The organism is Streptomyces melanogenes (genome assembly GCF_014649795.1).
In the GTDB taxonomy this organism is placed as follows: Bacteria; Actinomycetota; Actinomycetes; order Streptomycetales; family Streptomycetaceae; genus Streptomyces; species Streptomyces noboritoensis.
In genome coordinates this window covers 762269-775207 of record NZ_BMTS01000001.1, presented here as the reverse complement: position 1 = coordinate 775207, position 12939 = coordinate 762269, and the positions used below count along the sequence as shown (strand labels likewise).

The 12939-nt window shown below is 71.7% G+C and carries 13 protein-coding genes; 4 read left to right on the top strand and 9 right to left on the bottom strand.

Translation table 11 applies throughout. The features are described 5' to 3' along the window. Positions 1 to 38: 38 nt before the first annotated feature. Both IE252_RS03555 and IE252_RS03550 read right to left on the bottom strand, forming a co-directional pair. Positions 39 to 1556, bottom strand: a complete 1518-nt coding sequence (locus tag IE252_RS03555; RefSeq protein WP_190087726.1) for a DUF2207 family protein — start codon at positions 1554 to 1556, stop codon at positions 39 to 41. After that, positions 1553 to 2107: a LemA family protein gene (locus IE252_RS03550; RefSeq protein WP_229847920.1), complete on the bottom strand. Its 555-nt coding sequence runs from the start codon at positions 2105 to 2107 to the stop codon at positions 1553 to 1555. The genes IE252_RS03555 and IE252_RS03550 overlap by 4 nt, the downstream gene beginning before the upstream one ends. A gap of 200 nt (positions 2108 to 2307) precedes the next feature. On the opposite strand from IE252_RS03550, the gene IE252_RS03545 reads away from it, so the two are divergent. Further along, entirely contained in the window at positions 2308 to 2673 is a 366-nt protein-coding gene (locus IE252_RS03545) for a nuclear transport factor 2 family protein (protein ID WP_190087724.1), read from the top strand. Between the two features lie 23 nt (positions 2674 to 2696). On the opposite strand, the gene IE252_RS03540 is transcribed toward IE252_RS03545, so the two are convergent. Further along, positions 2697 to 3365 carry a TetR/AcrR family transcriptional regulator gene (locus IE252_RS03540; RefSeq protein WP_190087723.1) on the bottom strand — a complete coding sequence of 223 codons (669 nt, stop codon included), beginning with the start codon at positions 3363 to 3365 and terminating at the stop codon, positions 2697 to 2699. Positions 3366 to 3422: 57 nt separating this feature from the next. On the opposite strand from IE252_RS03540, the gene IE252_RS03535 reads away from it, so the two are divergent. Continuing rightward, complete coding sequence (locus tag IE252_RS03535; protein ID WP_190087722.1) at positions 3423 to 4871, top strand: MFS transporter; 1449 nt, start codon at positions 3423 to 3425, stop codon at positions 4869 to 4871. On the opposite strand, the gene IE252_RS03530 is transcribed toward IE252_RS03535, so the two are convergent. Continuing rightward, a complete protein-coding gene (locus IE252_RS03530; RefSeq protein ID WP_229847918.1) occupies positions 4866 to 5387 on the bottom strand; it encodes a carboxymuconolactone decarboxylase family protein in 522 nt (173 codons plus the stop codon). The two genes, IE252_RS03535 and IE252_RS03530, sit on opposite strands and share 6 nt — an antisense overlap. Before the next feature lie 185 nt (positions 5388 to 5572). Here IE252_RS03530 and IE252_RS03525 point away from each other — a divergent pair, with 185 nt between their 5' ends. Continuing rightward, positions 5573 to 5944, top strand: coding sequence for a winged helix-turn-helix transcriptional regulator (locus IE252_RS03525; protein ID WP_268248385.1), 372 nt, complete (start codon positions 5573 to 5575; stop codon positions 5942 to 5944). A 323-nt stretch (positions 5945 to 6267) separates the two neighbouring features. Here the strand turns inward: IE252_RS03525 and IE252_RS03520 are convergent, their stop codons facing one another. Beyond that, positions 6268 to 6645, bottom strand: coding sequence for a universal stress protein (locus IE252_RS03520; protein WP_190087720.1), 378 nt, complete (start codon positions 6643 to 6645; stop codon positions 6268 to 6270). A 197-nt stretch (positions 6646 to 6842) separates the two neighbouring features. On the opposite strand from IE252_RS03520, the gene IE252_RS03515 reads away from it, so the two are divergent. After that, entirely contained in the window at positions 6843 to 7637 is a 795-nt protein-coding gene (locus IE252_RS03515; RefSeq protein ID WP_190087857.1) for a VOC family protein, read from the top strand. 7 nt (positions 7638 to 7644) lie between these two features. On the opposite strand, the gene IE252_RS03510 is transcribed toward IE252_RS03515, so the two are convergent. From IE252_RS03510 to IE252_RS03495, 4 genes are all read right to left on the bottom strand, one after another. Beyond that, positions 7645 to 10452 carry a molybdopterin-dependent oxidoreductase gene (locus tag IE252_RS03510; protein ID WP_190087719.1) on the bottom strand — a complete coding sequence of 936 codons (2808 nt, stop codon included), beginning with the start codon at positions 10450 to 10452 and terminating at the stop codon, positions 7645 to 7647. After that, positions 10449 to 11273, bottom strand: coding sequence for an FAD binding domain-containing protein (locus tag IE252_RS03505; RefSeq protein WP_190087718.1), 825 nt, complete (start codon positions 11271 to 11273; stop codon positions 10449 to 10451). The genes IE252_RS03510 and IE252_RS03505 overlap by 4 nt, the downstream gene beginning before the upstream one ends. Positions 11274 to 11587: 314 nt before the next feature. Further along, on the bottom strand, positions 11588 to 12295 hold the full coding sequence (locus IE252_RS03500) for a M24 family metallopeptidase (protein ID WP_190087717.1): 708 nt from the start codon (positions 12293 to 12295) through the stop codon (positions 11588 to 11590). 199 nt (positions 12296 to 12494) lie between these two features. Then, positions 12495 to 12926: a hypothetical protein gene (locus IE252_RS03495; RefSeq protein ID WP_190087716.1), complete on the bottom strand. Its 432-nt coding sequence runs from the start codon at positions 12924 to 12926 to the stop codon at positions 12495 to 12497. Positions 12927 to 12939: the final 13 nt, after the last annotated feature.

The window sequence follows — 12939 nt, the reverse complement described above, 5'->3', positions numbered from 1 at the left end:
AGCGGAAACCCCCGGTCGCCCATGCCGCGCCCCCTCGATCAGCCGGTGACCACGTCCGCCGAGCGCACCGCCCGGGTCGCCGGTGACACCGCGAGGCGCACCACACTGCCCGGGGCGACGGCCGGTGCCTCGGGCGGCAGGGCCCAGGCGACGGTGCGGTCCGCGTCGCCCGTGTCCAGCGCCAGGAAGCGCGGTGCGCTCTCGCGTCTGCGCGGCTCCATGCGCAGCACCTCGCCGGTGACCGTGTGCGGAGCGCGTCGCTCCAGGACGGCGAGGGTCAGGTAGTACGCGGCCAGCGCGCCGAAGGAGACGATCGCGACCGTCTCCCCCACCAGCAGCCCGGAGCGGTCCATGGCGTGGCCGAGCCAGCCGTGGGCGCTGCCGAAGTTGCCGGGCATCAGCGCGAGGAACGCCACGAACAGCGTCCAGCGCCCGAAGCGGCCCGCCACCAGGACGCCCAGCAGGGCGATGCCCACCCAGCCGGCGCTCAGCAGCAGCCCGGGGCGGCGCAGCGAGTGGTCCGCGTCCGGGCCGGTGGTCACCGCCCAGTCGGGCTGCCGCAGGACCGCGAAGAGGTACAGGCCCACCGCCACCACGCCCGCCGCGCACGCCAACTGCAGCAGTCGGGCCGTGGTGGCTCCGAAGCCGGGGCGCAGCCGTGGATAGCGGATCCGTACGGGACGCCAGGTGCCGCCGTACGAGGACCAGACCCGGCGCTTGTCGCCCGCGTCGAAGCCAAGCAGTCGCCCGGCCCGGCTGGTGACGCCGAGCGCGGTGCCGTATCCGAGGTAGCGGTCCCAGACGGTGACGGCCGCCGGTGGCAGTGGGGCGAACTCCTCGTGGGCGTGCAGCCAGGCTTGGACTCCGGCCCAGTGCCCGGCCCGTTCGAGCCCGCGCGGGGTGGCCCGTTCACCGAGCGACCTGGCCAGCAGCCACATCAGCGGGAGTGCCGGGAGGACCGCGACCGCCAGGGCGCCGCGGATGCCGTGTCCGCCGGAGACGGCGGCCACGCCGAACAGCGCGCCAGGGGCGAAGAGCGTCATGAACAACGCCGTGGCGAGCAGCGGTGCGAACCGGGTCCGGGACAGCCCGCGCCGCCGTGCCTCGACGACGATCTCCTGGCGCAGCGCGCCGTTCCAGGCCTTCGCACGCTCCTCGCCGCGGAAGGCGATCGCCCCGATCGGGGCACCTGTCTCGCCCGCGCGCTCGGCGACTCGGGCGAGGACGCGCCGCTCGTACGGGGTGAGGTCCGCCGCGTCCTTGCCGGTGAGGTGCACGGTGCTGTGCGCCGGGTCGTCGGCGGGCTGGCGCAGCTCCAGGAGGCCGCGCGCCGCGAGGTCGAGGAGGGTGGCCGCGGCGGCGCGGTCGACGGACCGCCACCGGTTGGCCAGCAGCGCGACCACGGCGGGCGACTCGGGCTCGGGCCCGAATTCCTGTGTGGCGGGGGCGGCTTCCACGGCGCCGTTGCGCGTGGCCGCGAGGGCGATCCCGAACGCCGCGAGCCACAGGGCGATCAGCCCGGCGCCGCTCCAGTAGAGCTCGGCTTCGAACGTCACGCGAATCTCACCTGCACCGCGTCCTGAACCACGGCACCGGCCTCGAAGTACTCCTTGCGCCCGTGCGCCCCGCCCAGACCGGCGAGCAGGTTGCCCGGGAAGCTCTCCAGGGCGGTGTGATAGCTCTGCACGGCGCTGTTGTAGAACTGCCGCGCGTACGCGATCCTGTCCTCCGCCGTGGTCAGCTCCTCCTGCAGCGTGGCGAAGTGCCGGTCGGCCTTCAGCTGCGGATAGTTCTCGCCCAGCGCGAGCAACCGGCCCAGGGACGCGGTCAGCGCGTCCTCGGCGGCCGCCTGGTCCACGATCCCGAGGCCGCCGCCCGTGGCCACCCCGCGCGCTGCCACCACCGCTTCGAGCGTGGCACGCTCGTGCGCGGCATACCCGCGCGCCCCCTCGACCAGATTCGGTATCAGCTCGTGCCGCCGCTTCAGTTGGACGTCGATCTGCGCCCACGACGCCTGCGTCTGGTTGCGCAGCCGGACCAACCGGTTGTACGTCCGGACGAGCCACCACGCCAGTACGGCGATCAGCACGGCGCTGATTCCACCCACGATGACACCCACGGTGTCGCCCCCCAAGAAAAGATCCAGAACCCCATGGCCCGGCCCCGGGCCGAGCCAGCAGATCTTATGGCCATACGGCGCCGTGCACCGCCATGGAATTCGAGCACCGTCCCGGGGCGGCGGGGCCCGGGCCGCCGCACGCGGACAATTCGCTGTGACCTGGGACGGTGTGTCCGTAGGGTTCCCGCATGACGGATGAGAGCGAGCAGGCGGTGCGGGCGGCGGTGAAGGGGGAGCTGCGGCTTCTCGAACCTGAGGTGCGCGCTTCCCCGGAGCGTGTCCTGGAACTCCTCGATCCGGAGTTCACCGAGATCGGGGCATCCGGACGCCGGTGGGATGTGGCGTCGATCCTCACGGCGACCGGTGACGGCACGGTGTCCCCGGAGTCTCCCGTCAACGTCACCGAGATGTCCGGCGTCGTCCTCGCCCCGGGCATCGTGCACCTGACGTATTTCTCCGAACACCAGGGCCGCCGGGTGTGGCGGAGCTCCGTGTGGCGCCTGACGGACGCGGGTTGGCGCATGTACTTCCATCAGGGCACCCCGACGGGCTGAGCCCGCACAACCGGCACACCTCCTCAGCGGGTGGCGACGAGGCCGTCCACCAAGGCGCGGAGTCCCTCCAGGTAGGTGTCCTCGGCGGTCAGCGGGGCCCAGTGGTCCGCGACCTGTGCCAAGCGGGGCAGCTCGTCCGGGTCGAGATCGGCGAAGACCCGCTCCCGGTAGGTCGTCCGGTCGTCCTCCGCGCGCCGCCGGGCCGCCGTCGTCCGGATCACGATCTCTCCGGCGGTGTAGTACCAGATCGCGCGGTACCCGTGCACGGCTCGCTCGGGCGACAGACCGCAGGCGACCAGCCCGTCGACGATCTGCTCGACGAACCACAGGGCGGATTCGGACATCAGGTCGTCGGCGGTCAGCACCTCCACGATCCAGGGGCAGGTGGCGAGCGCCTCGTGGATCGCGGCTGCTGCGACGACGATCCGTTCGCGCGGCCGGTCGGGCAGTTCGGGTCGGCGCAGCGTCCGCGTGGCGTAGTCGTCCAGCAGCAGGACGAGCAGCTCTTCCTTGTTGCGTACGTGGTGGTAGAGCGCCATCGGCGTACTGCCGATCTCCGAGGCCAGCCGACGCATCGTCAGCCGGTCGACGCCGTCCGCGTCCACGATCCGGCGGGCCGTCCCGATGACCTCCTCGCGGGAGATACGGGGAGGTCGGCCGGTGGCTTTGCGCGGTGCGGGCGGTTGCGGCATGCCCTCATCATCCCCCAGCTCTCGACAGCGGCGATCCTCTGGGGCTAGTTTTCTTACATGTACAAAAACTTACGCGGGCGTCCCGGAGTGGTGCTGGCGGCCGTGGCCGTCGCCCAGTTCGCCGTCGCCCTGGACCTTTCGGTGGTCAACGTCGCCCTGCCCACGATCCGCACCGCGCTGGGGTTCGCGCCGCTCCAACTGCCGTGGGTGGTGCACGTATACGCCCTCACGCTCGGCGGATTCCTGCTACTCGGGGGCCGCGCGGCCGACTTGTACGGCCGACGTCGGCTGTTCGTGCTGGGGTTGGCGGTCTTCGGGCTGTGCTCGCTGGCGGGCGGCCTGGCCCAGGCACCCTGGGAACTGATCGCCGCCCGCGCCGGTCAGGGCCTGGGGGCCGCCGCAGCCGCCCCGGCCGCACTGGCGATGCTCACCACCACGTTCACCGAGGGTCCACGGCGGGTGCGCGCGTTGGGAGTGTGGAGTGCCGTGAACGCGGCGGGCGGAGCACTGGGTGTACTGGCGGGTGGGCTGCTGACCGAGTACGCGGGTTGGCGCTGGGTGATGCTGATCAACCTGCCCATCGTGGCGGTTGCTCTGCCACTGGTTATCGCGGGCGTACCCGCCGACGCACGCCCCGCCCGGCGCGAGCGGCTCGACGTGCTCGGCACCGTCCTGGCGACCGGTGGAATCGGGTTGCTCGTGCTCGGTGTCGTCCGCACCGACACCCACGGGTGGGGCTCCGCATCCACCTGGGTAACGCTCGCCACTGCGGCCGCGCTCCTGGCCGCCTTCGTCCTCGTCGAATCCAGGGCAACCGCGCCCCTGTTGCGCCTCGGCCTGCTGCGCAGCCGCTGGGTCGCGGGCGCCAACGTGCTGGCGTTCTTCTCCACGGCCGGGCAGTTCGCGGCGTTCTACTTCGTGTCGCTGTACATGCAGCAGGTGTTGGGCATGGGTGCGGCGGCGACCGGCGCCGCGTTCCTGCCCTTCTCCGTGAGCCTGATCGCGGGCACCGTCGTCGCGACCCGCGTCACCTCGGCACGCACCCCTCGCGCATCCCTGGTGTCCGGCGCCCTGCTGGCGGCCGCGGGTCTGGCCTGGTTCGCCCGCATCAGTCCCCACGGCGGTTTCCTCACCGACGTGCTCGGCCCCTGCATCATCACCGGCGTCGGCATCGGACTGGTCATCGCCCCGATCGTCGCCGCCGCGACCACCGGCGTCGCCCCGCACGAAGCCGGCATGGCCTCGGGCCTCATGAACAGCTCCCGCCAACTCGGCGGCTGCATCGGCGTGGCCGCCCTCACCACCCTGGCCGCACACCACACCGGCACGGCCACCGACCCCGCCGCACTCAACTCCGGCTACGCCCTGGGCCTGACCGTCGCCGCCGCCCTCTTCGTACTCGCGGCGGCCGTGGCGATCGGCATACTTCCCCGCCGCAGAGCCGAAACACCTGCCCCACGCCCCGTAACCCCCGCAGACAACCAACTCGAAGGAACACCGTCATGACGACGTGTCGCCGTCCGGTGCGGCGAACGCGGAGAACCGTGGCGCGCCGGGCTCCAGCGGCAGCCTGGTGGCCCGGGCCGTGAAACTGATGGCGTGGTACCAGCCGCACAGCATCAGCAGGTCCAGAAGCTGTTCGGCGGTGAACTCGCCGGCCAGTCGGCCCCACAGTGCGTCGACGATGTCATGGCGGGCGTGCAGCGCGTCGACCGCCTCGATGAGCAGCCGGTCGCGTTCGGTGTCCCAGCACGCGTCCGAGCTGGTTCCGTACGTAAGCGAGCGGATCTGCGCTTCGGTCAACTCGGCGCGGGGCGCGAAGCGTTGCACGTGCACGCTCCACTCGTACTCGCAGCCGCACAACGCACAGGTGCGGTCGATGACGATCTCCCGGTCGCGCAGGCCGAGACTGAGTCGGCGGCTGAGCTGGTACGAGCCCCAGGCGTGCAGCGCCTCCGTCAGTTGCGGGTTGCGCGCATAGGTCCGGAAGAGGGCGATCGGCTCCTCCCCCGTGGGCATCATGCGGCGCAGCACTGACGTGACGTCAGCGGGGTACGGGGCAGTGACAGGTGAGATCCGGGCAGTCATGGAGCCTCCCACTCGACCGCTTCTTTTTTAGAAGCACCTGGAGAGAAGGTACTGTTTCTGAAACCGAAGCGCCATACCGGGCGGAAGAAGGCCCGGGCAGAAGACGAGGGGCAGGCTCGATGACCGCCGCACCAGCACCCCGGCGTCCCGTACGCGGGTCCGCCACGGGACGCCCCCTCATGGCGGCCCTCGACCTGTTCGGCCGGCGCTGGACCTTGCGCATCCTGTGGGAGCTCCGGGACCAGGCCCTGGGATTCCGGCCGCTGCAGCAGCGGTGCGACGGCATGTCGTCCAGCGTGCTGCACCAACGCCTCACCGAGCTCCAGGAAACCCGCCTGATCGAGCGCGACCTAGACGGCGGCTACCGCCTCACAGCCCTCGGCAGGGACGCCTCCCATGAACTTCGCGGGCTGCACCGCTGGTCCGAGCGCTGGGCGGCCGAACTCGACCGCACACCGCCCGACGGCCCGGAAGCGGAGCAGACGCCCTGAGCAGCTCCCAACCCGCCGCCCGCAGCGCGTCGGCCGCCCCGCCGGAGAGTTCCACGCGTACCAGGGCAGCCGCCAGCCTCGGCAGGCCCTCAGCCGCGACGAGACGCGCCAGGCCCTCGGGGGTCTTCGGGAGCCCGAGTTCGCCCGCGGCATGGCGCTCCTCGGGACGCGGTCGAAACGGGCAGGTAGGCGGAGAGGCAACCACCGCGCGACAGCCACACCCGCGCCCACACCCCTCAAGCCTCGTGGGCGCTCCCGCCCAGGGCGCCCTCGCGGATGATGACCACCGGGCACGAGGCGTGCTGGGCGCACTGCAGGCTGACCTAGCCGAGCAGGAGGCGGGCGAACCCTCCCCTGCCCCGGTTGCCCACCACCAGCAGCTCCGCGCCGACCGAAGTGTCGGTCAGCACCTCTGCCGCGTTGCCCCGCACAACGTGGCTGGTCAGCGGTACGTCCGGGGCCTGGCCGAGCACGCTTCGGAGTTCATCGCCGAGATCCTTCCTCGCCTGCTCCTCGTCGAGGTCCGCGTCCACCGCCGGAGCCGACCACCCCGCCGCCCCGGGCACGTCGTACGCTGCCACCGCCTCCACCGACGCCCGAATGAGGCGGGCGTGCCGTACCGCCCACCGCAGTGCCTCGTACGACGCCTCGGAGCCGTCGACACCCACCACGACACGGCGATCGCCGCTGCTGGTATCCATGGCGCTTTCCTTTCGCGCGACTCCCCCACGTCCAGGGTGTTACACACCCGGCTCTGCGGCCAGCGGCGGGGTGGCACACACCGTGACCGGCGCCGCGCACCACGTTCACCCGTTCGGCCCGGTTCCGGATCCATGAGGCGGGTAAAGGACAGCCCGTCCTTCCCCCACGGTATTCACCGGAGGCATCCATGCCCGACATGAACGGTCCGTACAAGCCCGGCACCCCCTGCTGGGTCGATCTGATGGTCCCCGACCAGCAGGCCGCCCTCGACTTCTACTGCGGCCTGTTCGGCTGGCAGGGGGAGATCGGGCCGCCTGAGACCGGCGGGTACTCGGTCTGCCAGCTCAAGGGCAAGCCCGTCGCCGGGATCATGAAGGCGATGAACCCGGACGGCACGGTCCCCGACCCGATGCCGCCGACCGTGTGGACCACCTACTTGTCCACCGACAACGTCGACGGCACCCTCAAGGCCGTCACCGACGCGGGCGGCGGCGTCATGATGGGCCCGGTCGACGTCATGGAGCTGGGCCGGATGGCGATCGTCACCGACCCGACCGGCGCCGTCGTCGGCCTCTGGCAGCCCGGCACCTTCGACGGCGCGGGCATCGTCAACGAGCACGGCGCGCTCACCTGGAACGAGCTCGCCACCAACGACACCGAGGCGGCGGCCGAGTTCTACTCCCGCGTCCTGCCCCTCACCACCGGCCCCACCGACCTCCCCGGCGCCGAGGGCTACACCACCATCCGCGTCGACGGCCGTGAGGTCGGCGGGATGATGGGCCTGGACCAGCACCCGGCCGGCACCCCGCCGCACTGGCTCACGTACTTCCACACGGACGACGTGGACGCGATCGCGGCAGCGGCCGGGAAGGCCGGGGGCAAGGTCATCGCCCCGCCGTTCGACATGCCGGCCGGCCGGATGTCCGTCCTGTCCGACCCCCAGGGCGGTGTCTTCGCCGTCATCAAGGCCCTCGCACCGGCCCAGCCCTGATGCCGCACTAGCCCGCCCGCTCCGACGCGCCGGGCCGGGTCGGCCCGGCGCGCCGCTGGTCCATCGCCAGCCACACACGATCGCGGGTCACCGGCATCTCGGTGAACCGGATCCCCGTCGCGTCGCGCAGTGCGTTGGCGAAGGCGGGGGCCACCGGGTTGAAGGGGCTCTCGCTCATCGACTTGGCGCCGAGCGGGCCGATCGCGTCGGTCGTCTCCACGAAGTGGACCTCGGTGCGCGGCACGTCGGCGTACTGCGGAAGGCGATAGCGCCGGAAGGCCGCGGTGGTCACCGCGCCGCGCTCGTCGAGCCGTACCGTCTCGAAGAGCGTGGCGCCCAGCGCCTGGGCGACGCCGCCCTCGACCTGGCCGCGGCACTGGAGCGGGTTCATGACCTTGCCCGCGTCGGCGGCATGGACGCTGCGCAGGATCCTCATCTCGCCCGTGACCGGGTCGACGGCGATCCGGAACCACTGGGCGTTGAAGGCCACCGACCGCGGGCTGCCGCCCCAGTGGCCGTCCGCCCTGAGCTCGTCCCGCGCCCCCTGGGCGTGGGCCGCCTCGTGGAGCTCCTTGAGGGTGACGGTCCGGCCGGCGCAGTCGAGCGCCTCCGCGCCGAGCGTGCACCGATGGCGGGCCACTCCGGTGTACCGGGCCGCGAAGGTCCGCAGCCGCTCGGCCAGGGCACCGGCGGCGAGCAGCACCGCCTTGCCCGCGACGACCGTACCGGCCGAACCGAAGGCGCCGGTGTCGTGGCGTACGACGTCGGTGTCGGACTGGCGGATGGCGATCCGGTCCACGGTGGTGTTGAGGGCTCCCGCGGTGATCTGCTTGTGGACGGTGGTGGTGCCGTTGCCGAACTCCGCCGTGCCCACCGCGATGTCGTACGTCCCATCAGAGAGGAGGCTGACGGTCGCGTCCGCGTAGTGGCCGCCGGGCGGGCCGGTCGCGATCATCGCCATCGCCGTGCCCTGGCCGGTCAGCCAGCCCTCCGGTACGTCGTCGGCGCTCCGGTCCTCGGCGATGGCCTGACGGACGATCGACAGACACTGGGCGAGGCCGTACGAGGCGATGTGCAGGTCCTCCTCCTCGCCGATCGGGCTGGCCATGTGGTCGCCGGGACCGATGATGTTCTTCTCCCGGAGGGCGAGCGGGTCCATGTCCAGGCGGCGGGCCAGCTCGTCCATCGCGGACTCGACGGCGAAGGTGACCTGGCCCAGGCCGTAGCCCCGGAAGGCGCCCGCGGGGACGGCGTTGGTGTAGACGGAGTAGGCGTCGACCTTCTTGTGCGGGGCCCGGTAGACGGCGAAGGACTCGCCGACGCTGTGGAACATGACGGCGGGGCCGTGGTTTCCGTACGCGCCGGTGTTGGAGACGACACGCATCTGGATCGCGGTCAGGGTGCCGTCGGCGCGGGCGCCCAGCTTGATGCGGATGGTGAACGGATGGCGGGTGGTGGCACCGTAGAACTGCTCGGCGCGGGTGTATTCGAGTTTGACCGGGCGGCGCAGTTTGAGCGCGGCGAGGACGACGATGTCCTCGGTCAGCATCTCCTGCTTGCCGCCGAAGCCGCCGCCGACCCGGCCCGCGACGACCCGGACCTCGCCCTCGGGAAGGCCGTAGAGGGCGCACAGCGCGCGGCGGGTGAGGAAGGGGGTCTGAGTGCTGGACCGGACCGTGAGCCGCTCCCCGTCGCCGTCCTCCTTCGGCTCGAAGTAGGCGACGCAGCCGTGGGTTTCGAGGCTGGCGTGCTGGACGCGCTGGGTGCGGTACGTCTCCTCGTACACCACCGCCGCTTCGGCGAACCCGTCCTCGACGCAACCGATCTCGCCGTGCACCTCACCGGCCACGTTGTTCTCGACCCGGGCGATCCGCACCTCGGGTCCCTTGCCCGCGTGGATGACGGGCGCACCGGGGCGCATGGCCTCCTCGGGGTCGGTGACGTAAGGGAGTTGCTCGTACGTCACCTCGATCCGGCGGCAGCCCTCCTCGGCCGCCTGCTCGCTGTCCGCGACCACGGCGGCGACGCGCTGGCCGATGTAGCGGACGGTGTCGTCGAGGACGCGGGTGTCGTCGGGGTCCTCGGTGGGGTGTTCGTGGCGGGCGCTGGAGTACAGCGTGGCGGGGGCGTCCTCGTGGGTGAGGACGGCGTGGACGCCCGGCACGCGCAGGGCGGCGGAGGTGTCGATGGCGAGGATGCGGGCGTGCGGGTGCGGGGAGCGCAGCAGCTTCATGTGGAGCAGGCCGGGGACCTCGACGTCGAAGGTGTAGCGGGCCGTGCCCGTCACGACCTGCGGGCCCGCAGGGGCGCCGAGGCTCTTGCCCACCGCCTGTCCCGCGCAGGGGCGTTCGGTGTGTTGCACACCCCGGACGGCGTCCTCGATGGCGCGGTATCCCGTGCAGCGGCAGATGTTGCCCTTGAAGGCGCGGGGCAGGTCGTCCAGTTTGCCGTCGTCGTGGGCGGTGCCCTTCTCCTGTTCGAGGGCGGCCGTGGTCATCAGGAAACCCGCCGTGCAGAACCCGCACTGGAAGCCCTGGGCGTCGAGGAACTTCTGCTGTACGGGGTGGAGTTCACCGTCCTTCGCGGCCAGCCCCTCCACCGTGGTGACCGACCGGCCCTCCGCCCGTACGGCCGGATACAGACAGCTGTGCACCGGCTCGCCGTCGACATGGACCGTGCAGGCGCCGCAGTCCCCGGCGTCGCAGCCCTTCTTCACCCCGAACCAGCCGCGCTCGCGCAGATACGTGCGCAGACACTGACCGGCGCGGGGATCGGCGTCGAAGGGCTGGTCGTTGATCTGGATGCGGAAGCTCATCGCACACCGTCCCGGGTGAGTTCGTGACGGATCTGCTCGGCGAGGTGGCAGGCCATGTGCCGCCGCCACTCGGGCAGTCCGTGGATGTCGTCGAACCAGTCGGACTCGCCCACGGCCGAGAGGATCGCCGCGCGCAGCTCGGCCCGGCCCGGCGGCAGGGCGAACCAGAGGCGGAACGGCCGTACGGTCGCGGCCGTGATCGTCACCGCCAGCGAACCGTCGAGCGGATCCAGCGCCCCGATGACGAGTGCGCCGGAGCGGCCGAGGCCGTAGAGCGAGGCCTGTCGGAAGGCGGTACGGCACCGCAGCGAGCGGGCCGGGACGGTCACCGACCGCAGCAGCTCGCCGACGGCGAGATCCTTGCGGCCCGCGCCGATGACGAAGGCGGCGGCCTTCACCCGCCGCGTCGACCCGTCCTGGGCCTGGAGCAGGCACTCGCCGTCGAGGGCGGCGGTGAGGGAGATCATCGGGCCTGCGGGCAGGGCGTTGCAGAGGTTGCCGCCGACCGTGGCCATGTTCCAGATTTTGAAGGAGGCGAGGAAGGCCCGGCAGCACTGCTCGATGAGCGGCGCGGCCGTCGCGTCGAGCGTGCGCCCGAACCGCGACAGCTGCGCGATGGTGCAGGTTGCCGCGATCTCCACCGATCCGTCGGGCAGTGTCCGGATCGGCTCCCAGCCCATCCGGCTCAGATCCACCAACCGCCGCAGCTGCGGCTGGGGTTCGGAGAAGAGGTACGTTCCGCCGCCGAGCCAGGCGTCGCCCGGCCGCCAGGGCTCGTGACGTCGGGCGTCACGCACGTCGAGAACCGTATGCAGATCCATGTCTCCCCCGTCTTCGGCCGCTGCTTCCCCGCCAGTGAAGCCGGGGCGGCGGCTGAAAACGACTGGTGCGCAACACGGAAAACACCCGGCCGGACGGGTCAGGTCCTGGTGAATCAACCAAGGGAGGGGCTGGGTCAGGTTCCTCGCATTTACGATGACGGGTCCCGCATCCACCTCGTAGATGCGAGATACCGGGTGGAGGAGTCGGCGACCGTACGAGGGGTCGGCGCATGCACCACGCAGCCCACCCCGGATCGAGGGCCTCGATCGCGCCCTCGTCCGGGGTGGCGGGAATCACCCGGCTGCGGCAGCCGTCACGCCAGGTCGAGCAACTGCTCGTAGAAACCGCCGAACCCGCGGCGCTCGTCGACGAAGTGCAGCTCCAGGATCCAGTGGCAGACCCGGCCCCTGCGGTCGGTGCGGCGCAGCGGGTTGTCGTTGTCGGGGGTGATGTAGGACTCGGTCTTCGCCCCGTCGTTGGTCTCGTGCGGGAACTCCCCCACGAGGTGGCCCGCGTGCCAGATGCCGAGGGTCCAGCCCGCCTCGGCGGCCAGGCGCTCGACCTCGGCGTGCAACTGCTTGCCCGTGATGTCGGGGTCCGCGGCGAACGCGGCGCGTCCGGCGTCGAAGACGCGCGGCAGGTCCGCGAGGAGCCGGTGCTTGTCCGGGTCGTCGCCGAAGACGTAGGTGCGGCCGAAGTCCGCCTCGTACTCCTCGAAGATCGGGCCGAAGTCGGCGAAGGCGACGTCGTCCTCGCCGATGATCCGGTCCGGCGGGTTCTCCCGGTACGGGAGCAGGGAGTTGGGCCCCGAGCGGACGATCCGCTTGTGCCAGTGCTTGGTGGTGCCGAACATGTCGTTCGCCAGGTCCCGGATGCGGTCGCTCGCCTCCCGCTCCCCGACACCGGGCGCGACCAGTCCGCGCGCCTCCACCTCGGCGAACAGGGCGATCGCCTTCTCCTGCGCCGCGACCAGGCCCGCCTCGCGCCGGGCCTCCTCCGCCCCCGCTGATGCATCCGTCACGCCGACTCCCCCATCTTTCCTTTGAGTTGCAGCCCGCACGAGACGGGCAGATGACGCATCTGCCACCCTAACCGACCGTTCTCGTGTACATCTGCGGAGTCAGCGGCCCCGGGCAGGGGGATACCCCCGGCCCCGATCGCTCCGGGGGCTGCCGGGCCCGGGCCCGGCAGCCCCCGGAGAATCCCCGTGGTCGCGGCGGCTAGTTGTAGACCCAGCCGCTGCATGCCGGGGCGGCGCCCGTGGAGAGGTCCTGGACACAGACGTTGTCCTCCAGGCGGCCGCCGGAGGAGGCGAACCCGTGCCAGTAGGTGGCCGTGTCGGCTCCCCGGTCGGGGGCCGCTATATAGCCGGAGTTGGAGGAACCCTGGTTGGGGCGGGCGCTGTCCCACTGATAGATCGTGATCTTGCAGGTGTCGTACGAGTGGTCCCAGGTGTGTCCGGTGACGTGGTTGGCGTCCCAGGTCGTCCACCCGAAGCAGCTTCCCGACCAGCCGCTCCAGTTGGCGCCGGCCGCGCTCGCGCTGGGTGCCGCGAGGAACGTGGTGGCGAGTGCGGCGGCAGCGATCGCACCGGCCGCGCCGATGCGGACCTTGCCCCTGCGTGCGCCGGGAACCGTGCGTGATCTGCGCATGGAATTCTCCTCG

What these genes read in the sequence shown, in the direction of transcription:
- IE252_RS03545 (WP_190087724.1), top strand. Translation starts at nt 2,308, where the DNA reads ATGACGGATGAGAGCGAGCAGGCGGTGCGGGCGGCGGTGAAGGGGGAG.
- IE252_RS03540 (WP_190087723.1), bottom strand. Translation starts at nt 3,365, where the DNA reads ATGCCGCAACCGCCCGCACCGCGCAAAGCCACCGGCCGACCTCCCCGT.
- IE252_RS03535 (WP_190087722.1), top strand. Translation starts at nt 3,423, where the DNA reads ATGTACAAAAACTTACGCGGGCGTCCCGGAGTGGTGCTGGCGGCCGTG.
- IE252_RS03530 (WP_229847918.1), bottom strand. Translation starts at nt 5,387, where the DNA reads ATGATGCCCACGGGGGAGGAGCCGATCGCCCTCTTCCGGACCTATGCG.
- IE252_RS03525 (WP_268248385.1), top strand. Translation starts at nt 5,573, where the DNA reads ATGACCGCCGCACCAGCACCCCGGCGTCCCGTACGCGGGTCCGCCACG.
- IE252_RS03520 (WP_190087720.1), bottom strand. Translation starts at nt 6,645, where the DNA reads ATGGATACCAGCAGCGGCGATCGCCGTGTCGTGGTGGGTGTCGACGGC.
- IE252_RS03515 (WP_190087857.1), top strand. Translation starts at nt 6,843, where the DNA reads ATGAACGGTCCGTACAAGCCCGGCACCCCCTGCTGGGTCGATCTGATG.
- IE252_RS03510 (WP_190087719.1), bottom strand. Translation starts at nt 10,452, where the DNA reads ATGAGCTTCCGCATCCAGATCAACGACCAGCCCTTCGACGCCGATCCC.
- IE252_RS03505 (WP_190087718.1), bottom strand. Translation starts at nt 11,273, where the DNA reads ATGGATCTGCATACGGTTCTCGACGTGCGTGACGCCCGACGTCACGAG.
- IE252_RS03495 (WP_190087716.1), bottom strand. Translation starts at nt 12,926, where the DNA reads ATGCGCAGATCACGCACGGTTCCCGGCGCACGCAGGGGCAAGGTCCGC.